Raw genomic sequence first — 19,882 nt, 5'->3', positions numbered from 1 at the left:
TTGTGGAAAGGGGGCTTTGTTTTTTAGCGTTATTATTTTTGAGGAGGAAATTATGAAAAAGAGTCAAATTATTGTAATTATTCTTGCTGTTGCTGCTTTATTAGCCTATTTCTTCGTGCCATCGGTTAATGGCTTTATCAATCAATCGGTTGCAGCCATGAAGTCTGTGAACTTAGAAGATACGATTGCCTTTATTCGTTCATATGGTTCGATTGCTGCGGTTGTTTCTTTCTTCTTAATGATCTTGCAATCGATCATTTCGCCAATTCCAGCCTTCTTAATTACCTTATCGAATGCAGCCATCTTTGGCTGGGTTAGAGGAGCGATCCTATCTTGGACTTCTTCCATGGTAGGAGCGGCACTTTGCTTCTATATCGCTCGTATTTTAGGACGAGATGTTGTGGCTAAATTAACTTCTAATACGGCATTAGAGTCATTGGATTCCTTCTTTGAAAAATATGGGAAGTATACGATCGTCGTTTGTCGTTTATTGCCATTCGTTTCTTTTGACTTGGTATCTTATGCAGCGGGCCTTACCTCAATGGGCTTTTGGTCCTTCTTCATCGCTACAGGGATTGGTCAATTACCAGCAACGATTGTTTACTCTTATATCGGACAAAACTTCTCTGGTGGAGGAAAACAACTCTTTGTAGGTCTTTTATTACTCTTCTCTGTGTCAATTGTTATCTATATTATTAAGAAGGTATACAATGATCGACAAGCCAAGCAAGCCTAATTTTTCATGGGAGAAGCTGTTCAAGATCATCTTGATCGGCTTGTTATTGATGGCCACCATATGGATTACAGTTAGTTTTTCACCAGATCGGGTGAGAAGCTTAATTGAATCGGCTGGCGCCTATGGTCGCTTGGTATATATCGCTCTATGGGTTTTCTTGCCGATTGGATTTTTTCCAGTGCCTTTTCTAGCTTTTGCCGGTGGTATGGGCTACGGCTTGATTGAGGGGTCTATATTGACCTTTGTGGGAGCAGCCCTGAACTTGACCTTTATGTTCTTTATGTCACGGTATTTGTTCCGTGAAGGGCTCCAATCCTTCCTCTATCGGAAATACCCTAAATCCAAAGAAATTTTAGCGGCGGATCGCTCACGCTTAAATTTTGTGCTCGCTTTGGCGCGCTTGATGCCGGTGATCCCTTATAACATTGAGAACTATGCCTTTGGTTTGACAGATATTCCATTCTGGGATTATCTCTGGGTCTCTCTCGTATTTATCTTGCCGGGGACTTTCATCTATGTCAATGTGGGGGACAAGGCACTGGAGCCGGGAGATTCCTCATTCGTTATTTCATTGGTCTTATTGGCGGTCTTAGTGGTGGGAACGACTTTCCTTGGAAAATACTTAAAACAGCCTAAAAAAGATTCGGTCAAAAAGGAGGAAAATCATGAAGGTCGCGATTGATTTTGATAATACCTTTTATACACCCAATCGAGACGTGGATGATGGTTTGGCCTTGATGTATCTTTTGGGGTCCTCTCAGGTTGATCTAGTGGGGATCACTTCTTGTTTTGGAAATGCCCCGATTGAAGAAGTCGACCAGTCGACCCAGCGCTTAATTGAAGCGCTTGGCCTTGAATCGATTCCTTATGCTAAGGGGGCGAAAGAAGCAGGGGATTATTTAAGCCCGGCTAGCCAGCTATTAGTGGATTTGGCGGATCGTTATGCGGGAGACCTTTGTTTGTTAGCGACAGGATCCTTAGCCAATCTCCAAGGAGCTTATTTAAGAGATCCGCAGTTTTTTGATAAGGTTAAGCAGATTGTTTTAATGGGGGGAACCGTGGCGCCTTTAATCTTTGCGAAGTCAGAGATGTTGGAGTTGAATTTTTCTTGTGATCCACAAGCCACATTAACGGTCCTTTCCAAAGGGAAAAATGTTTCAATCTTGACGGGAAATGCCTGTTTAGATGTCCTATTTACTCGTGAGGATTATGATCAGGCTTTTGCTGGACAAGAGTGTCGTGTGACACGATTAATTGAGACCTATTCAGACCCTTGGTTTGTTGATAATGATTTGGAATATGGAATCAAGGGTTTTTATAACTGGGATAGTTTGGCGGCGGCCTACTTGGTAGATCCTCAGCTCTTCCAAGATAATTTGGCTAGCTACCGAGTGTCAATTCAGAGTCTATCAAAGGGGTCACTCTTGGCTGACCAGGAAGACCCAACCACCTATGTTGTCACTAAGCCGATTCGCCAAGTGTCATTGAATTTGCCACGGGTAAAATCAGCGCAAGCGGTCAAGCAAGCACTCTTTGACCGCTGGTTGGCGGTAGACTCTCAACTTGAAAGGAGGCGAATTGATGGCAAGTGTTAAGCAGATCCTAAGTGGGTTATCAACGGGATTTATGGCAGCTTTATTAGCTGGTGCCTTGATGTCTTACTGGGTTTGGCTGGAGATGCGTATCCATACTTGGGTCTTGTGTTGGCTCATATTGGCTTTATTCATCATGATCAGTGTCTTTTTTAAGATCAAGCCGTTACTTTTCTTTATATTAGAAGCGGTTATAGTCGTTTTAGTCTTTGTGAAATCTCCCAATATATTTATATATAATGTGCGAGATATGTTCTTCTTAGATATGCCATTTGATCAGATTAAGTGGCTGACTTTAACGATTGTTGCGGTCTTAAATATTATCATGTTGTATTTACTTTCAGAACAAAGAAAAAAAGCATAAAAGAAAAGGAGTTTATCTAATGAAAAAAATTATGAATAAAATTGCAGCCTTTGCAGCTGTCTTTACTCTAGCCGTATCTTCAATGACACCCGTTTTTGCGGATGAAGCACTTCCTACTAAGGAAAATCCAATGGTAGTGGATAAAGAAGCAGGAACGATCAAGATCTTGGCTCATGTTAATGGAAAATATTTAGAAACATCTACTCGTCATGCGGTTGTATTTGATGATGGTAACTTCGGTGGCAAATCGATCTATGGAACGACTGCCAATCAAAATGACTTTTACGAAGCTTTATTAGAAATCGGTGCAGAACCTGGTAATAATATGACCGGTGAAAATGCCGAAGAAACCCATGTTGAAGGAGATATCATTGATATCAAAGTAACTTGGGAAGGTGCCGATAAGGAATATGACATTGCGGATACCATTGTGGATTCAAATGGCAATGACATTGAGTTCCACTTCGGAGGAAACAAAGATAACGCTAAAGAAAAACATACAGGTTGTATCACTTGCTTAGATTCTTGTCCAGTTGGCTTGATCTCAAATACAACTTATACTTACGGCGCTGTCGAAAAACGGGGCGAAGTGAAATTTACTGGTAACCCAGATGTATTACCTGAAGATGGAACGGAAGTTATCTTGACTTATTCCATTCGTAAAGCACCTGTAGCAAGTAGTTGCTGCGGATAAAAAAGGTTTACATATAGAGAACCCCAAGAGTTTGATTTTTAATCTAACTCTTGGGGTCTTTTTTGCTATTTATTATTGAATTTGTAGGCTTCAATTGATCACTGATGATGAGAGGGTAAAGGTGTTTATAGAGTGTTAGTCAAGAAATAGGACATCTAGAAGAGGATGATCTCTGCCGAGAGTATCATCCGCTTATGAACTAATTGGCATAAAAGAGCGATATAAAGTCCTAATACTGATAAGGAGCAGGTTTTACTAGCGTTTTTGATCTTTGAAAATGTATGAAAGAAACGATTTACATGATCTTTACAGTAGTTTTACTTAAAAAATACATTGGATTGATAAGATAGGTGTGAAATTCAGAAGGATTTCAAAAAAATAAGAAAAGAGGAGTATTGAGAGCATGAAAAAATCAATCTTGATGACCTTATCAACAGCCTTAGTCTTATCAGCATTGAGTCCTGTTGCGGCTTTAGCCAAGCAAGAAGAAGGGCAATTTTCAGAATTGCCAGTTGTGGCATTAGAAGAAGGTAGAGCACTCACAGAAGACCTAAGCTTAATTAGCGAAAACCAAGCGAAATATGTCTTCTTATTTATTGGAGATGGTATGGGAAATATTCCAGTATCTGCGGCTGAATACTTTTTAGGACCTGATAATGGGGATGAAGGCAAAGGACAAGCCCAAGCTCAACCTTTAAATTTCTCTCAATTTCCAGTGATTGGTTTACAAAATCCAACGGATGCTGATCACTATGTTCCCGATTCTGCAGCAACTGCTACTGCTTTTGGAAATGGTGTTAAGATTGATTCAAATGTCATTGGTTTAACACCAGGTTATACCGAACAAACAGAATCTGTGGCTGAAAAAGCAAAAAATGATGGTAAGGCAGTAGGGATTTTATCTACCGTTACTTTAAATCATGCGACGCCAGCAGCCTTTTATGCCAATGTAGAACACCGTAATAACTATTACGAAATTGGCGAACAAATGGCTTTATCAAACTTTGACTATTTTGCGGGTGGTTCTCTAGGCCGTCGTACTGGTGATAATGAAGATCAAAAGGACCTCTACGAAGTATTGAAAGAAAATGGCTATACTGTGGCAGAAAGCAAAGAAGACTTCGAGGCCATTACTGCTGAAACAGGTAAAGTATATGCCCCTTCTGAAGTAATGTCAGATGCGGATGGCTCTTCTATGAAATATGCCATCGACCAAGAAGAAGGCGAACAAACCTTAGCAGATATGGTAGCAAAAGGTATTGACGTATTATCTACTAATGAAAATGGCTTCTTCATGATGACTGAATCCGGTAAGATTGACTGGGCAGAACACGCTAACGATGCAGCAACAACTGTTAAGGAAGTGATCGACTTCCAAAATGCTATCCAAAAAGCGGTTGATTTCTACTATGAACACCCAGAAGAAACTTTGATCGTTGTAACTGCTGACCACCCAACCGGTGGATTTACTATTGGCAACTCTGAAACAGGTTATAATTCCTATTTCCACTTATTAAATAACCAAAAAGTTTCTCAAGAAAAATTTGATACCATTTTTGCTGAAGCTTTAGAAGCTAACCCAGAAATGACCTTTGAAGATTTCCTACCAACGCTTGAAGAGAACTTTGGTTTTGTTTTTGACCTTGAAGCAAGTGAAGATGTGAAGACTTTTGGTGAAGTCGAAGCGGCTGAAGAAGCGGGCGAAGTGGAAGAAAAAGACTTAATGTTAGTGACTCCTTATGAATTAGAAGAATTAAAATATGCCTTCGAACAATCTAAATTACCATTCAAAGAACGTAATGCTGGTCAAACAGACATCATTAAGGGCTACCACTCATACCTACCAATCTCTATTGCTTCCACACGTTTACTGGCTCGTAAGGCTGGCCTAGCCTTTACAACTGTTGACCACTCTCCAGAACGTGTACCTGTGTATGCAATTGGGGCCGGTGCTGCCATGTTTGAAGGAAATTACGAAAATATCGACATTGCTTACAAGTTACTCGCAGCCATGGGTCTTTATGAAGGCGGCGACACAAAGGTCGATAAGATTTCTGTAACTACTAAGGCTGGTGCAGGTCAAGAAACTGTTTCTAAAGAGATTAGCCAAGAATCTGTTTCTTCCGAGAATATCCAAGAAAATTCAGAATCGAGTGAAGCATCCGAAGAATCAAGTGCAGACAGTTCCGAAGCAGAAAGCTCTGAAGTAGAAACCGCACAAGAAAGCTCAGAGGAATCTTCTGAAGAAGCGGCTGAATAACTAAGCCTTCTGACAAAGTGATAACTTTAAGCACGGGGGGTTAGAGCCCTGTGCTTTTTAGTTTAAAGGAGTAATTATGTACAAAAGATTTATCAAGAGTTTGATATGCCTTATCGTTCTGTCGATGACGGGCTTAGTTCATGAAATTCAGGCCATGGAATTAAAGGATTTACCCTTTGAAGGTTACTATCTCAATCAAGAAGATAACGCCATTGAGGGATTGGTATTTAAAGGGAATGAATTGTATGTTTATGTCAAGGTCCTCGAAGCGATAGACGAAGACCTGGCAGGTTACGAGGATTTAGCCCAGCTAACGGAATTTCACTCTTTTCCTTATCCAGACTTAAATGCCTATAGTCAGTCGGTGAAGCAGGTCTATCTGGAAGAATTTAATTTACCTTTTGATCTGCAGGAAACTTACAAAAATCTACTAGATCAAATTGACCCTAAGATGTCTCAAGAAGATGTGCTCCACCTACTTAACCAGAGAATTCCAGGTATTTATTATGACCAAAAAGCAGGATATCATTATTTTATCATTGCAAGCCCGCTTGTCACTGAAGTGGATGATGGTTGGCGAGTATTTCTATTCGGTCAAGAGCTTTTCACTTTTAAACAAGTAGGCCAAAAGCTACTTGATCAAGCTGGCCGAGAGTTCGAGTACGTGGATGGCATTATGCCCCATTAGAAGGAGGAATCATGAAGCATAAAATAGTCACTTATCCACTGCTTCTTAGTTTATTGGCGGGAGCTTTTCAAAGTTTAACGCCGATTCAAGCGAGTGAGTCTTCAACGGCGGATTCAACAGAAGAGGTCCTCCAACATTCCAAAGCGGGGACAAAATCAAAGGACGAACATGCCAATCATGGCCATCATCACGATCATGATCATGATGAAGAGAATGAAGACTTGCCTGATCATATTCAATCCATCAAGTCTTCCTTTGTCGATAACCATCATCATGGGCATCGTTTTAAACGGGCTAACTTTATCCCAGAGGAAATTTTGAACCCCGATGATTCGACCTACCAAGCTCCTAAAGAAGTAGCAGATTATCAAGGCTTTTATCAAGGGGCTCTCCGTATCGAGGATCTCGATCTTGATTTAAAGATTATCTTATCCATCGAAGAGGATGGACTTTTTAACTTGGCTTATTACTTTGTCCAGGATGAAGCCAAGCAAGGTCAACGCTTTTATGAAGATGGTCAAGGAGAGCTGCAATCACGTCCAGCAATCTATCAAGATCTGGTCATTATGACTGGCGGTTTGAAGGTAGGAGAAGGTGGACTATACGGCGGTCTGATCCGTAAGACCCTTTCGCCGGTTGTCTTATTAGGTCAAAAAGGCCAGCCAATTGCTCTATATCCTTATACGAATATGGCTTATGACTTAAGAGAAACTTATAGCAAGTATCGTATCTACCAAAATGTGGGTCTTTACTTGGCTGAGGGCAATGTTTATGTCGATGTGAATCATCTGATTGGCTTGGATTCGAAGAACTCCTATCAGCTGGAATTAGCACCAAGCAAGGAGAAGAGTGAGGATCATTTCTTAGTTGAAAAACATAGCTATGAAATCTTACAAGAATCCTTTGATCGCTATTTAGTCGATCATAATGATTTTGCCTTTCATTTTGAAACAGCTAATGACTTTCTTCAAGAAATACTAGCGATGCATTTACAAACTAATCGCTCTTTTCCATTAGATACAAAGGTTGAAATGGTGGATCCAAGTCACGTCAAAGTTGACTTGGGAGAAGGTCGATCCATTAAATGGACATTTATGATTGACCAAACAGAATTGTATGTCTATGATGGTAAGTCGCTTTATTTAGCGGAAGACCTTCATCATGCAGGCGGAATATACCACGCTGACCAATGGTTAAAGTCTAAAAATTAAAATGAATGAATTTGCGCCTCCTAAAGTAGAAAATCAAGACGGCAACTACTTTAGGGGCGTTTTTTATTTTGCTAGGCAGCCATATTTGGCCGGGGTTAATGAATCTATTATTGAGCTACGAGTAATCGAAATTTAACGATGTGGTTAAAGAAAAATCCTCGCTCTCTTATAAAGAACGAGGACCTCTTGTAGGCTCATTGACCTTTTAAGGCCTGGTCTAGACCAATTTCTTTGGATAGTTGATGCCATTTGCTTCCTTGATAGTAATCTGTCTTTCGCGTAGCTTCAAGACTAGTTAAGTAGCCTTCTTTGAGCTTCTGAATTAAGACGTCTTTTTGTTGCAGGATCATCCCTTTAACAGGTATAAGATTGGTGGGATGACTGGCATTGAAAATGGACTTTAAGTCTAATTTTTCTAGGAGTCGGATTTCTTCAAGGACGGTTTGGCTAGGTTTTAGGCGTTTGAAGCGTCCTGAGATGACATCCTTTACCAGGTCAGCCCCCTTGAAGAGGACCATGGTGACAACGGTGAGTTCATCGGGCTGAACTTGATTTAAGAACTCAGCGGTTTTGTCAGCATGTTCCTGGCTTAATTCTTGTCCACCTAGGCCGACCATAATATAACAAGTATAGTGGATGTCTAAGGCTTCTAATTTTTTTAAGGCCTGCAATTGGTGGTTGGCTGTGACTCCCTTACGTTGGAAATGCAAAACCTGATCCGAACCGGATTCGATTCCAATAGAAATCCGGTCTAAGCCAGCTTCCTTTAGTAGGGCCAGATCTTTTATGGGCTTGTCTAAAATATCCTTAGACCGTGCAAAAGTAGAAATATAATCCACTTGGGGAAAGGAATCATGGATGCAATGCATAATCTCGAGTAGGCGCTGAGTGGGTACACAAAGGGCATTGCCTTCAAGCAGGGTGAACTTTTTAGGGACATATCTTTTTCCTTCATAAAATTTAGCACGCTCTTTAATGTAGTGTTTAATATCTGCTAGTTCGAATTCTTGATATTTGAGTAAGCCGTTCAAATCACAAAACTTACAAAAATTATAATTACAGCCTGCCGTTACCGGGATACTTTCATTATGCATTTCTGGCATGGGAGTGTAGTATTCTTTGGGGTAAAAATCATAGATTGAACTCACAGGATCCCTTCTTTCTTACTTAAATCGAAAATAATTAATTGCCAGAGTCGATAGAATGGGTATAATTCAGGATCGTTACTCGAACTACTACTTACTTGTTTTATAATCCCAAGAAAATTTCTAACAAGGTTATAGTCTAGGTCGACAGTTTTTATTAAATTGATCGGATTATTTATTGTTAACTATATAGTCGTTTCGAGATCATTTAACTCCGTATTCAACTATCATTATATCATATCTAGATATCTTTCGATAATGTAAGCGGTCTTGTTTTTGATCTGAATATTTTTTAAGCTAAAATTTGATAATTATGACTCCATCCTTGTAAGATTAATTTCTAGACATTTTATTTCTTCGCTAATCGTTTATTTCCTCTTTAACTTTATTATCATCAGTTGTCATTTGAAGCTTTCTATCTAAATGTTACTTAGCCAGAAAAAACTCAAAATTTGGGCTTTCAATCTAACTATTTGGGGGCAACGCAGTACTATAAAGGAGGATTTATAGGGCCAATATAACTCGGGGCTTTTCTTTTTGGAAAGATTTTAATTTTCAACTTAATACTTGATTTTATCGGTCAGAATTGCTAATATGTTAAGCGTGCTTGAGAAAGCCGTTAAAGGGAGCGGATGGGTTCTGGTGTTCCCTCTGGTCTTCAAAACCAGTATGAGGCGTTAAGAGCGTCTTGGGTGAGTTCGATTCTCACACGTTCCCGCCAGGAATATTAGCTAGCCAGTTGTTTAACAGCTGGCTATTTTTTATGCTTGTATAGACCGGATGGAGTAATTACTAGGGCTAGATAATAATCAATGATAGAATCGGATAGCGATCGTCAGGAAAGATGCTAAAAGAGACTCACTGGACCTGGTATACTTTTCCATAGATTTTGCGATAGACTTTCATTTTGATGGAAATTGTGCTATTGTATAGATAGTAAGTAATGAAATGTTATGGAGGTTTTAATTAATGGATGCTGTATTACAAAAGTTTGTAGATCAAGGTCTTTTTAATGAACAAGTTGCTCAATATATCGAAGAAGCTTTCGATAACAAGGAATCAGTGATTATTGCTGGACACCGTTCAACTGGATCACGTCCTTTGATGGCTAACATCATGCAATTAGCTAAGAAAAAACATGATTCTGTTCAAGTGCGTAAAGCAGAAGACTTAGAAAAAGATGGCGAATACTATCTTATCTTTGGCGCACCAGCTGAAGAAGTTGAAACATTAGTAGGTGAAGCCTTGAAGAAGGGTAAAGCTTTCGTAACACTTAAAGAACCTGAAACTCCAGTTTCAATCCTTAAAGTCATGAAGGGTGTACTTAAAGAAGTTGAAGGCTTTGACCACAAAGTCTTACAAGTATCTTTACGTAAAGATGGTACCGGAGCTTCTGCTGTGCCTTTCACTGATCGTGTTGACCGCTACTTCGTAAATGAAAAAGGTCGCGTTAAATCAGAAAAATTAGACTTCTAATTCCTTTAATCTTAAGCTAAGCCTGCAGGCTTAGCTTTTTTTGTTAGGGTCAGACAATTGAGCTAGCTTGCATAGGCCTTTGCCTACTATGATAATTCAAGGCTCGATTATATAAAAGAGTAGACTTTATGAGCCCAAGCGCTGAAATTATTTGTTATTCGTTGTATAATGGAAATATAAAGTTAAAGAAAAGAGGGATATAATGGTAGATAAACATAAAGAGGTTACCGAACTAGAAATTTGTGGTGGGTGAAACGCCAAGATAGGACCAGGCAGTTTGTCTGAAATTTTAGGCGGTTTACCTAAACAATTTGATCCCAATCTTTTAGTGGGTTATGATTCCAGCGATGACGCAGCGGTTTATCAAGTGTCTCCGGATGTAGCCGTGATTCAAACAACCGATTTCTTCCCTTCAATGGTGAAAGATCCTTATGATTTTGGTCGGATTGCAGCAACCAATGCCCTTTCGGATGTTTATTCGATGGGTGGGAAAGTGATTACCGCTTTAAATCTTGTAGGCTATCCAGATAACACCCAGCCTTTAGATAATCTAGCTCAAATTCTAAAGGGAGGCGCTGAAAAGGTGCTTGAAGCTGGTGGGGTACTTGCTGGGGGACATACCATTCGTCAAAGCAAGCCACTCTATGGCTTGGCGGTAGCAGGTGTCGTTCATCCTGATAAGATTGTGACCAACAACGGCTGTAAACCAGGGGACGCCCTGATTGCAACCAAGAAACTAGGTGTCGGGATTGTTACCACAGCCCATAATAAGAACTTGATTTCTCAAGCAGCATTTGATGAGGCAATTCAATTTATGACCACCTTGAATAAATATGCAGCCGAGATTATGTTAGATTATCAAGTGACTGCTTGTACGGATATTACCGGATTTGGTATTTTAGGCCATATGATTGAAATGGTTGAAGGTCACGCTTCAGCTGAAGTGGAAGCCGCTAAGATTCCTTACATTGAAGGAGCTTATGAAGCAGCCCGAGCTAATTTGACAACGGGTGGTGCTAAGCGTAACCGCCAATACTATGAGGACCAGATTGATTTCCATATAGCTGATCCAGCGATGGAAGAAATCCTCTTTGATCCTCAGACTTCGGGTGGTTTATTAATTACTGTTCCTGAAGATCAATTAGACGGTATTATGCAAGCTTATCAGAAAGCCAATATCCAAGCTGCCCACATTGGTTATATTACACAACAACAAGACAAGGCAATTATTGTAAAATAAGAAAGGAAATGTACAATGGCAGAATATATCGTAGTTATTAACAGTGATAAATTAGGTAGTGGAAATGATGATTTAGGACATACCTTGATGAAATCTTTTGTGAGTGTATTAGCACAAGCAGAAGAGCTTCCTAAGGAAGTCATCTTATATAATGGGGGAGTCTTATTGGCTAAAGAAGGCGCAGATACCGTTGAAGATCTACAAAGCCTGGCTGATAAAGGCGTATCGGTGAAAGCTTGTGGAACCTGTACTTCTTTCTATGAAATGAAAGATCACTTAGCTGTGGGTGAAGAAACCAATATGCGTTATATCTTGGATGCCCAACGCACAGCAGCTAAAGTTGTATATCCTGCATAGAGCGTCGACGAGGAATCGTGCATGAAAAATGTCGTAATAGGAACGGCAGGTCATATTGATCATGGGAAGACCACGCTGATTAAAGCCCTCACCGGTATCGAAACCGATACGACTAGAGAGGAAAAGCAGCGTGGCCTTTCTATCAATTTGGGTTTTGCCTATATTGATTTAGAAAATGGTGAGCGGGTCGGGATTGTGGACGTTCCTGGCCATGAAAAGTTTATAAAAAATATGTTAGCTGGGGCGGCTGGAATTGATTTGGCCCTACTAGTGATTGATGTCAATGAAGGAATTATGCCTCAAACCAAGGAACACGTAGCTGTCTTAAGCCTTTTAGGGGTGGATGATTTTATCATTGTTCTGACCAAGGTAGCTAGTGTGGATGCCGACCTCAAAGAATTAGTCTATGAGGATATTCGTGAGCAGTTCAAAGGAAGTAAACTTGAAAATAGTCCGATTGTTGAGACGGATGCAGTAGCTGGGATTGGCATTGACGAGCTGAAGGCATTGATCCAAGACCGGGTGGATCATATTCAGCGGAAAGCTGAAGATTTGCCGGGACGCTTGAATGTTGACCGTGCTTTTTCAGTCAAGGGCTTTGGAACGGTAGTAACTGGAACCTTGATTGATGGTGCAATTGAAGTGGGAGATGAAATGACCATTTATCCGGTGGGGATTCCTACCCGGATCCGGACAATCCAGATTCATGAACAAGATCAAAAAATTGCTCATGCTGGGAATCGTACCGCCCTCAATTTGACCAAGGTTGATTTGGATCAAGTTGGGCGGGGAGATGTTCTATCGGCAGCCCCGCTAGAGGCATCTTATATGATTGATGCCAAGGTTCGATGCCTTAAAGAGGCCAGCCAACCCATGGAATTATGGGACCGCGTCCATGTACATATTGGAACGCGCGAAGTGATTGGTCGGCTAGTACCGATTGGGGTTGAACGGATTATGCCGGGTGAAGAGGCCTTTATTCAACTTCGGCTTGAAGAACAAATTGCTGTTAAGAAGGGTGACCGCTTTATCTTGCGTAACTTTTCGCCAGTCGTTACTATTGGCGGGGGCGAAGTATTAGATGCAACGCCTAAAAAGCATAAACGATTCAACCAGGAAGTCATTGAGTCCCTAGAAGTCATGGAAACCGGTTCGACAGTGGATGTTCTCCTTGATTTCTTGGCTAATCGTTCGACTGGATTTACTTCTGTCAAAGAGATGTCTGATTATTTAGGTGAAGAAATGAAGGCCGTTGAAGGCTATGTTGCCGAGTTAATGGAGAGTGGTCATTTGTTGAAATTTGGCCAATTTTATATGGCCAAGTCCTCTTATGATCAATTAGCTGAGAATATGATCCAGCTCTTGGAGACCTATCATAAAGAACGCAATATGGATGCAGGAATGGCTCTGGAAGAATTTCGATCTAACTTTTCTAAGTTGCCTGCCAAGGAATTAAATGCCATCATTCAGAGCTTGGTTGATGCAGAAAAGCTTGAAATTGATGGCGACCTTATTAAGTTGGCAGGTTATCAAATAGCTATTTCACCGCAACAAGCCAAGGCTTATGAAGCGATCACTCAACAATTAGCCGAGAATCCATTTGCACCATTGACTTTTGAAGAAGTGGTAGGCAAAGATAAGGTTAAGCGAGAAGTCTATTTACAAATGCGTAAGAATAATGAATTTTATCGTTTAGATAAGCAAACTGAGATTCGAACGGTCTATTACAATGAAGCTTTGGATCGACTAGCGGAGTATTGTCAAGATCATGGAGTCATTGAACTGGCTGACTTCCGTAATTTATTGGGAACTAGCCGTAAATACGCCTTGTTGATCTTGGATAATTTTGACAAGCGGGGCATCACTAAACGGGTAGAAGATCATCGAATTCTTAATCCCAAGTATGCTGAGAGCATTGAGGAGGCCAAGTTATCATGAAACATTTATTAGCAAACTTACCCAAAGTGGATAAGGTCTTGGCTGATGACCGGATTAGCCAGTGGCAGGACCAATTGGCCGGGGCTTATATCAAGGAGACGATCCAAGTCGAGATTGATCGATTAAGGCAAGCGATTCTTCAAGGAGAATTGAAGGATGAAGGTCAAGTCGCCTTTGATCAAGTAGTATCTCAAATTGATCAAGCCTTGCAGGAGCGGATTCAGCCTTCTTTGAAGCCAGTTATCAATGCTACTGGTACCGTTCTACATACTAATTTAGGTCGAGCACCCTTGTCTCAAGAGGCAGTGGAGGCTATCCATGCGATTTCCTATTCTTATTCGAATTTAGAGTATGATCTGGAAGCTGGTAGTCGGGGATCTCGTTATAGTCATCTAAAGGATGTCTTGAAGCAGATCACAGGTGCGGAAGATGCATTAGTAGTTAATAATAATGCGGCGGCTGTTTTATTGATGTTATCGGCTTTAACAGCTAATCAAGAAGTCTTAATTTCTCGCGGTGAATTAGTTGAGATTGGGGGATCCTTTAGAATCCCAGATGTGATCACTCAAGGTGGAGCCATCTTACATGAGGTTGGTGCCACTAATAAGGAACATTTAAGCGATTATGAAGCGGCCATCAATGAGAATACTGGGGCTATTTTGCGGGTACATACCTCTAACTTTGCACTGGTAGGGTTCACTGAAAAGGTTGATTCCGCTGACCTGGTACAACTAGCTCATGATCGTGGACTTCTAGCTCTTAATGACTTGGGGTCCGGACTCTTTATGGATATGCGGCAATTTGGTTTGCCCTATGAACCAACAGTTCAAGAGTCGATTGCAGCTGGTTATGATATTGTGACCTTTTCAGGAGATAAGTTATTAGGAGGCCCTCAAGCCGGTATTATTGTGGGTAAAAAGGTCTTGCTGGATAAATTACGGGCGCATCCTTTGACGCGGGCTTTGCGGACCGATAAGGTAACCTTAACTGCCCTGGAAGTGACCATGCGACAATATTTAAAGGACGAGATCGCTTTAGAAAAAATTCCGGTTCTGCAAAAGATCAGTCAATCTTTAGAGGAATTAGAAGTCAAAGCAGAGTCTTTGAAGCATCAAATTCAAAGCCTCTTACCAGATTGGCAAGTTGACTGCCTAGCTGGGCAATCTCAAATTGGAGGAGGGTCCTATCCAGGAGCTACTTTGCCGACCGTTTTAGTACAGGTGCAGCACCCAACTTGGTCGGCTGCCCAATTAGAAAGTTACTTACGAGGTCAAGCCAAACCGATTATTGCTCGCATTCATCAGGATGCAGTACAGTTCGATGTTCGAACCTTGCTTGAAGAAGAAATGAGCGAAATTGCACAGGTCTTAAAAGAAGCGTAGTTAATGATTAACCGGCTTTTGATGCGGTGATTTTTTCGTCGCCTCAAAAGTCGGTTTTTTATGTGTGTAGCAAGCCTTCAGTCTTGTATCAAGGTCACAGATTTTGGCCTTGTATTATTCAGATACTTGATAAATACACTCTTTTTATATTTGATCATTGGTTTAGGAGAATCAACATTGAAGAGCTTCCAGTAACTATGATATAATGGTACCGTATTCAGGTTTTATTTATTCGAATTATAAGGAGGGATTATATGACAAATCTTGATCATATTAATTGGTTAGAAGAAGTGGAAAAACGACAAGAAGATCTCTTGGCTGATCTGTTCCGCTTATTGAAGATTCGTTCAGTCCGTGAAGATGATAAAGCGAGCGAGGAAGCTCCAGTAGGGCCTGGACCTTTGAAAGCCCTAGAAGAATTTCTAGCAATGGCTAGGGAAGATGGTTTTGAAACGAAGCAATTCGGTCCACTTGTTGGACGGTTAGAAGCCGGTCAAGGGGAAGAAGTCCTGGGTATTTTAGGTCATATGGACGTTGTGCCTGAAGGAACTGGTTGGGATACGGATCCATATGAACCTGTTATTAAAGAGGGGCGGATCTATGCTCGGGGTTCCTCCGATGATAAGGGACCTACGGTAGCAGCTTATTTCGCCCTTAAATTATTGCGTGAATTGGGGGCAGAATTTAAGCAGAGTATTCATCTAATTGTTGGAACTGACGAAGAGTCTGGCTGGCAATGTATGGATCATTATGCCAAAGTGGAAAAAATGCCGGATTATGGATTTTCACCAGACGCTCAATTCCCTATTATTAACGGTGAAAAGGGAAATGTCTCTGCCTTAATTAGCCTAGCTAAAGGTGAATCAAAAGAAGGTCAAGCCCACTTAATTAAGTTAGAAGCTGGGATTCGAGCCAACATGGTGCCACAAGATGCGAGTGCTGTGGTTGATTTTTCGAATAATGACCAAGCTAAGACGGCATTCGAGGCTTATCTTAAAGATCTACCAGTGAGTGGTAAAGCTCAGGTTGAAGCGGATGGCTTGCACATAGAGCTAGTGGGTAAGGCCGGACACGGTTCAACGCCAGAAGTTGGAGAGAATGCAGGAACTTATTTAGCTAATTTCTTAAAAAATTATGCCTTTGATAATCAAGCAGCCCAAGATTTCTCACAATTAGTTGGAGAAATTTTGCATATTGACTTCGAAGGACGTCGTTTAGGTGTAGCGATTACTGATGAAACGATGGGGGCTCTCTCAATGAATGTGGGTATCATTCGTTATGATGAAGAAGAGGGTGGCTTTGTTGATTGCAACTTCCGCTATCCAAAAGGAACGGACTCTGATAAGATCAAGGGACAAATTGAGAAATCCCTAGCTAATCTGAATCTAGAAATCAAGATGTCGCATGCTAAAGAGCCGCATTATGTGCCAGCTGATGACCATCTGGTGAAAACACTGCTCGATGTATACCATCACCAAACAGGTCTTGAAGCGCATGAAAAGTGTATTGGTGGTGGAACATATGGTCGTTTAATGAAACGTGGGGTAGCCTATGGGGCCTTGTTCCCTGATTCGATTGATACCATGCACCAAGCCAATGAATTCTTAGCATTAGAAGACTTGCTTCGTGCAACCGCGATTTATGCTGAAGCTATTTACCGCTTGGCTTGTTAAGATTTTGCAATTCAAAAAACAGCGCTTCAAGTTGAAAGCTTGAGGCGCTGTTCAATTTATAATGGATAAGGAGGAAGGTCATGGAATGGATTCAATCAAAAAATAATGACCGAGTAAAGGGCTGGCGTAAACTCCAAACTGCTAAAGGTCGCAAGCAAGCAGGAGCCTATCTTATTGAAGGGCCTCATTTGATTCAAGAAGCTTTAAAAACTAGCCAAGTCATGGAGTGGCTCCTCATTCGTGAGGATTGGGTGGATGAATTAGGGCTTATTGAGGGTATCGATGACGATCGAGTGATTCAATTGTCAAAAGAGGCCTTTGATACCTTAGCCATGACTCAGCAATCCCAAGGGATTATGGCAGTCCTTCAAATACCAGGGACCAGTCATTTTGGCCTGAAGGGAGACCGCTATCTCTTGTGTGATGGCGTTCAAGATCCTGGAAATCTAGGTACCCTTATTCGCACAGCTGATGCTGCTGGCTTATCGGGTGTCGTGTTAAATCAAGGGTGTGCCGATTTATATAATGATAAAGTTATTCGATCTAGCCAAGGTTCATTATGGCATTTGCCGATCCTACATGGTTGGAGAAATGATCAAATCTTAGAGGCTATTCGAGAAAGTCAGCTGCCGATCTATGCCTCAGCCTTACACCGACAAGCCCAGTCTTATCAATATCTTACTGGAAAAAAAGGCGTCCTGGTCGTAGGAAATGAAGGCCAAGGGGTTAGTGAGACCTTTTTACAAAGAGCGACAGAAAGGGTCTATATTCCCATGCCAGGTCAGGCGGAATCTTTGAATGTGGCAGTGGCTAGTGGAATATTAATGTTTGAATGGGTGAAAGCTTAATAATTGAGCTTAAATAAAGCAAGAAAAAGGCTACGGTCTGTAGCCTTTTCGTTATTTAGTCTTCAATAGAAATCTGATGGGCCCATTATAATTATAGGTCTAGAGGCGTGATGGGAATCTTTGCTCGTTCTTTTAAAAAGCGAGCTAGATAATAAGCTAATTCTAGGTCCATTAGTCCATGAATGAAGCTGGAGCAGCCGATGAAGACAAAGAGGGTTAATAGATAATGCGCACCTAAATCAGCCAGTCCGATACTGGTTAATAAATAAACTACTACGACTTCACCCATACCATGAATAAAATTGATGACTAAAGAGAACATAAAACGTCGTCTTCTTTGACTTAATAGCCTTGGGTGCTTCATCAAGTAATAACTGCCTATACTGGCAAAGATTAAATGGCTAAGGGCACGCAAGACGATGACCAGGGGCATACCAGATAATAGGAATCCCAGCGCGGCGCCAATAGCTACCGTGATAGCACAGTTGGGTGAACGAAACATGGCTAGTTTGATCGGGACATGGCTAGCCAACGTAAAAGAAGCGGGACCTAGTACAAAACGGATGGGCATGGTGGCAGGAATTAAGATACCAAATGCTGTTAATATTGCCATATAAGTTAGGTTTTTAGTTTTTGATGGATGATAGTTAAGATGGGTTGCCATGAGATCCTCCTTTAGAATGATCTCAGTGTAAAGCAAAGTTTGTCAGGTGTCAAGACAGGTGATACATCTTCGATTGTAGTATCGATCGATCATAAGGCAGAACTTTAGTCTTGATAGAGAATGCCCAGCTCCTTGAGTCGATCTTGTACTTGGCGGAAATGCTCAAAGTCTCGGCATTGGATGGTGTGACTATGAAGGCCTTCTGTGAGTGACGATAATAGTCTGGATGGATCTTGCTTGATACTTTCCATGAAATAATCAATGTCTGCCTGCTTCTCAATGGGTAAAGGGGCTAGGAGGAGTCCGTAGATGGGATGGTCGACTTCTACATCGATGAGTCGGGCTCCTAAGTCAATAATAGCTTGGAGTTCGGTGGCTGTTTGGTCTAGTCCGTGTTGGCAGACGATCTTACCGGTGTAATAACTTGTGTTTATTAAGTGAGACGTTAGGAAATAACCTTGATTGCTGGCGGTAATCGCAATATTGGAGGCTCGAAGGAGTGCAATGTCTCCAACAATGACTTGACGACTGACCTGGTAGCGTTGGGCAAGTTGCGAAGCAGTGATAGGATGGGATTGTTCTTTTAAATCAGCTAAGATAGCTTGGCGCCGTTCTTTGGCTTTCATGCTTAGACCTCCTTTTTCTCTAAGTATAAGAAAGATTTCCTTCTTTGGCGAGGGGAAAGAATAGTTATTGGTGGATTCACCTCAAAAAATAATCGAATCTTTACATAAAAGTCATCTTTTTAGGGTATAGTAGAATGGTAGGAATGAGAGGGGCGGTTAAATGATTAGCAAATGGAAAGATGATCGTGAGTATTTAGATGATGTAGCGGATTTGATGGACAATCAACAGGTTCAGTCACTAAAAAATTATGTCCATCATCATTATACTAACCGTTTAGACCACTCGATTGGTGTGTCCTATCGGTCTTATCGCTTGGCCAAGTGGTTGGGCTTGGACGCTAAGGCAACGGCACGAGCGGGACTCTTGCATGATTTATTCTTTTATGATTCTAAAGATAAGAAGACCGTTGGGGGACGGGGGCATAATTATGAACATCCAAGAATTGCTTTGAAGAATGCCTTAGCAATTACCCAGTTATCCCCTAAAGAGCAAGATATTATAGTAAAACATATGTTTGGAGCGACCTTGGCTTTACCGGCTTATCCAGAGTCTTATATTGTGACCCTCATGGATAAATATTCCTCGATCCGTGAATTATTGACGGGTATGAAAGAGGCAGTCAAGCATAGGGCACCTTTTAAGTATTTTGTTTCAGTGCGTTAATTGAAGGAAAAGCCAATTTTTGGGTTCTTGACTCTATATCTATTTCAAGTTATACTTGAACCAATATTAAAGGCTAAGATGAAGTCCAAGGTATTTGTGAATCCTTTCAGGGAGGCTGGGTTGAGTGAAAACCAGCTAGGAGCAGCAGACCTTTCGTTCAACTTCGGAGTCGATCTGTTAATAGTGGTTCACTAGAAAAGGATACCTTCATTGGGGTTAACAATGTCAAGTGCCTGAATGGTCAGCCGTTTAGGAACTAGGGTGGTACCACGTTTGCGCGTCCCTTTTGGGAGGTGCTTTTTTTTATTGACGTTAGCTTAAATG

Annotated in this window: 19 protein-coding genes and 1 tRNA gene; 17 read left to right on the top strand and 3 right to left on the bottom strand. The window is 41.1% G+C overall.

Translation table 11 applies throughout. The features are described from left to right. The first annotated feature begins 52 nt into the window (after positions 1 to 52). The 8 genes from HMPREF2758_RS03420 to HMPREF2758_RS03385 all read left to right on the top strand — a co-directional run bounded on the left by HMPREF2758_RS03420 (position 53) and on the right by HMPREF2758_RS03385 (position 7,545). The gene (locus HMPREF2758_RS03420) at positions 53 to 736 is read left to right on the top strand and encodes a TVP38/TMEM64 family protein (RefSeq protein WP_016647940.1); all 684 of its coding nucleotides are present in this window, start codon (positions 53 to 55) and stop codon (positions 734 to 736) included. After that, positions 711 to 1,418 (top strand): TVP38/TMEM64 family protein, encoded by a 708-nt coding sequence (locus HMPREF2758_RS03415; protein WP_070609152.1) that lies wholly within the window; start codon positions 711 to 713, stop codon positions 1,416 to 1,418. Before HMPREF2758_RS03420 ends, HMPREF2758_RS03415 begins: the two co-directional genes overlap by 26 nt. Continuing rightward, the gene (locus HMPREF2758_RS03410) at positions 1,402 to 2,331 is read left to right on the top strand and encodes a nucleoside hydrolase (RefSeq protein ID WP_083304842.1); all 930 of its coding nucleotides are present in this window, start codon (positions 1,402 to 1,404) and stop codon (positions 2,329 to 2,331) included. The genes HMPREF2758_RS03415 and HMPREF2758_RS03410 overlap by 17 nt, the downstream gene beginning before the upstream one ends. Then, entirely contained in the window at positions 2,318 to 2,692 is a 375-nt protein-coding gene (locus HMPREF2758_RS03405; protein WP_070609149.1) for a hypothetical protein, read from the top strand. Before HMPREF2758_RS03410 ends, HMPREF2758_RS03405 begins: the two co-directional genes overlap by 14 nt. 19 nt (positions 2,693 to 2,711) lie before the next feature. Then, positions 2,712 to 3,386: a YdjY domain-containing protein gene (locus HMPREF2758_RS03400; protein WP_070609147.1), complete on the top strand. Its 675-nt coding sequence runs from the start codon at positions 2,712 to 2,714 to the stop codon at positions 3,384 to 3,386. A gap of 403 nt (positions 3,387 to 3,789) precedes the next feature. After that, positions 3,790 to 5,646: an alkaline phosphatase gene (locus tag HMPREF2758_RS03395; RefSeq protein WP_070609145.1), complete on the top strand. Its 1,857-nt coding sequence runs from the start codon at positions 3,790 to 3,792 to the stop codon at positions 5,644 to 5,646. A 76-nt stretch (positions 5,647 to 5,722) separates the two neighbouring features. Further along, positions 5,723 to 6,334: a hypothetical protein gene (locus HMPREF2758_RS03390; protein ID WP_070609144.1), complete on the top strand. Its 612-nt coding sequence runs from the start codon at positions 5,723 to 5,725 to the stop codon at positions 6,332 to 6,334. Positions 6,335 to 6,345: 11 nt separating this feature from the next. Beyond that, on the top strand, positions 6,346 to 7,545 hold the full coding sequence (locus tag HMPREF2758_RS03385) for a hypothetical protein (RefSeq protein ID WP_070609142.1): 1,200 nt from the start codon (positions 6,346 to 6,348) through the stop codon (positions 7,543 to 7,545). Between the two features lie 194 nt (positions 7,546 to 7,739). On the opposite strand, the gene HMPREF2758_RS03380 is transcribed toward HMPREF2758_RS03385, so the two are convergent. Further along, the gene (locus HMPREF2758_RS03380; RefSeq protein WP_070609141.1) at positions 7,740 to 8,693 is read right to left on the bottom strand and encodes a radical SAM protein; all 954 of its coding nucleotides are present in this window, start codon (positions 8,691 to 8,693) and stop codon (positions 7,740 to 7,742) included. A gap of 621 nt (positions 8,694 to 9,314) precedes the next feature. Between HMPREF2758_RS03380 and HMPREF2758_RS08905 the strand changes: the two genes are divergently transcribed. The 8 genes from HMPREF2758_RS08905 to HMPREF2758_RS03345 all read left to right on the top strand — a co-directional run bounded on the left by HMPREF2758_RS08905 (position 9,315) and on the right by HMPREF2758_RS03345 (position 17,604). Then, positions 9,315 to 9,411, top strand: a tRNA-Sec gene (locus HMPREF2758_RS08905). Between the two features lie 248 nt (positions 9,412 to 9,659). Next, positions 9,660 to 10,166 (top strand): hypothetical protein, encoded by a 507-nt coding sequence (locus tag HMPREF2758_RS03375; protein ID WP_016647932.1) that lies wholly within the window; start codon positions 9,660 to 9,662, stop codon positions 10,164 to 10,166. 262 nt (positions 10,167 to 10,428) lie between these two features. Then, positions 10,429 to 11,406: a selenide, water dikinase SelD gene (selD, locus tag HMPREF2758_RS03370; RefSeq protein WP_256388678.1), complete on the top strand. Its 978-nt coding sequence runs from the start codon at positions 10,429 to 10,431 to the stop codon at positions 11,404 to 11,406. Between the two features lie 15 nt (positions 11,407 to 11,421). Beyond that, entirely contained in the window at positions 11,422 to 11,763 is a 342-nt protein-coding gene (yedF, locus tag HMPREF2758_RS03365) for a sulfurtransferase-like selenium metabolism protein YedF (RefSeq protein ID WP_016647930.1), read from the top strand. A 21-nt stretch (positions 11,764 to 11,784) separates the two neighbouring features. After that, entirely contained in the window at positions 11,785 to 13,701 is a 1,917-nt protein-coding gene (selB, locus tag HMPREF2758_RS03360; RefSeq protein ID WP_070609137.1) for a selenocysteine-specific translation elongation factor, read from the top strand. Beyond that, positions 13,698 to 15,083, top strand: a complete 1,386-nt coding sequence (gene selA, locus HMPREF2758_RS03355; RefSeq protein WP_070609136.1) for an L-seryl-tRNA(Sec) selenium transferase — start codon at positions 13,698 to 13,700, stop codon at positions 15,081 to 15,083. Before selB ends, selA begins: the two co-directional genes overlap by 4 nt. A 254-nt stretch (positions 15,084 to 15,337) precedes the next feature. After that, positions 15,338 to 16,756, top strand: a complete 1,419-nt coding sequence (gene pepV / locus HMPREF2758_RS03350; protein ID WP_070609135.1) for a dipeptidase PepV — start codon at positions 15,338 to 15,340, stop codon at positions 16,754 to 16,756. A gap of 80 nt (positions 16,757 to 16,836) precedes the next feature. Continuing rightward, positions 16,837 to 17,604, top strand: a complete 768-nt coding sequence (locus tag HMPREF2758_RS03345) for a TrmH family RNA methyltransferase (RefSeq protein WP_016647926.1) — start codon at positions 16,837 to 16,839, stop codon at positions 17,602 to 17,604. Positions 17,605 to 17,695: 91 nt separating this feature from the next. Here the strand turns inward: HMPREF2758_RS03345 and HMPREF2758_RS03340 are convergent, their stop codons facing one another. Both HMPREF2758_RS03340 and HMPREF2758_RS03335 read right to left on the bottom strand, forming a co-directional pair. Continuing rightward, positions 17,696 to 18,268: a hypothetical protein gene (locus tag HMPREF2758_RS03340; protein WP_016647925.1), complete on the bottom strand. Its 573-nt coding sequence runs from the start codon at positions 18,266 to 18,268 to the stop codon at positions 17,696 to 17,698. A gap of 104 nt (positions 18,269 to 18,372) precedes the next feature. Next, positions 18,373 to 18,894, bottom strand: a complete 522-nt coding sequence (locus tag HMPREF2758_RS03335; RefSeq protein WP_016647924.1) for a transcription repressor NadR — start codon at positions 18,892 to 18,894, stop codon at positions 18,373 to 18,375. A gap of 160 nt (positions 18,895 to 19,054) precedes the next feature. Here HMPREF2758_RS03335 and HMPREF2758_RS03330 point away from each other — a divergent pair, with 160 nt between their 5' ends. Next, positions 19,055 to 19,558 carry an HD domain-containing protein gene (locus tag HMPREF2758_RS03330; protein ID WP_016647923.1) on the top strand — a complete coding sequence of 168 codons (504 nt, stop codon included), beginning with the start codon at positions 19,055 to 19,057 and terminating at the stop codon, positions 19,556 to 19,558. Positions 19,559 to 19,882: the final 324 nt, after the last annotated feature.

It is taken from the genome of Facklamia sp. HMSC062C11, assembly GCF_001810675.1.
Classification (GTDB): domain Bacteria; phylum Bacillota; class Bacilli; order Lactobacillales; family Aerococcaceae; genus Facklamia; species Facklamia hominis.
The sequence above is the reverse complement of the archived record's forward strand: the minus strand, read 5'-3'. Positions and strand labels throughout refer to the sequence as shown.

Excerpts from the sequence above, each read along its gene's own strand:
- HMPREF2758_RS03385 (WP_070609142.1), top strand. The coding sequence starts at position 6,346 with ATGAAGCATAAAATAGTCACTTATCCACTGCTTCTTAGTTTATTGGCG.
- HMPREF2758_RS03390 (WP_070609144.1), top strand. The coding sequence starts at position 5,723 with ATGTACAAAAGATTTATCAAGAGTTTGATATGCCTTATCGTTCTGTCG.
- HMPREF2758_RS03375 (WP_016647932.1), top strand. The coding sequence starts at position 9,660 with ATGGATGCTGTATTACAAAAGTTTGTAGATCAAGGTCTTTTTAATGAA.
- HMPREF2758_RS03335 (WP_016647924.1), bottom strand. The coding sequence starts at position 18,894 with ATGAAAGCCAAAGAACGGCGCCAAGCTATCTTAGCTGATTTAAAAGAA.
- HMPREF2758_RS03330 (WP_016647923.1), top strand. The coding sequence starts at position 19,055 with ATGATTAGCAAATGGAAAGATGATCGTGAGTATTTAGATGATGTAGCG.
- selA (WP_070609136.1), top strand. The coding sequence starts at position 13,698 with ATGAAACATTTATTAGCAAACTTACCCAAAGTGGATAAGGTCTTGGCT.
- HMPREF2758_RS03395 (WP_070609145.1), top strand. The coding sequence starts at position 3,790 with ATGAAAAAATCAATCTTGATGACCTTATCAACAGCCTTAGTCTTATCA.
- pepV (WP_070609135.1), top strand. The coding sequence starts at position 15,338 with ATGACAAATCTTGATCATATTAATTGGTTAGAAGAAGTGGAAAAACGA.
- selB (WP_070609137.1), top strand. The coding sequence starts at position 11,785 with ATGAAAAATGTCGTAATAGGAACGGCAGGTCATATTGATCATGGGAAG.
- HMPREF2758_RS03405 (WP_070609149.1), top strand. The coding sequence starts at position 2,318 with ATGGCAAGTGTTAAGCAGATCCTAAGTGGGTTATCAACGGGATTTATG.
- yedF (WP_016647930.1), top strand. The coding sequence starts at position 11,422 with ATGGCAGAATATATCGTAGTTATTAACAGTGATAAATTAGGTAGTGGA.
- HMPREF2758_RS03415 (WP_070609152.1), top strand. The coding sequence starts at position 711 with ATGATCGACAAGCCAAGCAAGCCTAATTTTTCATGGGAGAAGCTGTTC.
- HMPREF2758_RS03420 (WP_016647940.1), top strand. The coding sequence starts at position 53 with ATGAAAAAGAGTCAAATTATTGTAATTATTCTTGCTGTTGCTGCTTTA.
- HMPREF2758_RS03400 (WP_070609147.1), top strand. The coding sequence starts at position 2,712 with ATGAAAAAAATTATGAATAAAATTGCAGCCTTTGCAGCTGTCTTTACT.
- HMPREF2758_RS03410 (WP_083304842.1), top strand. The coding sequence starts at position 1,402 with ATGAAGGTCGCGATTGATTTTGATAATACCTTTTATACACCCAATCGA.
- HMPREF2758_RS03345 (WP_016647926.1), top strand. The coding sequence starts at position 16,837 with ATGGAATGGATTCAATCAAAAAATAATGACCGAGTAAAGGGCTGGCGT.
- HMPREF2758_RS03340 (WP_016647925.1), bottom strand. The coding sequence starts at position 18,268 with ATGGCAACCCATCTTAACTATCATCCATCAAAAACTAAAAACCTAACT.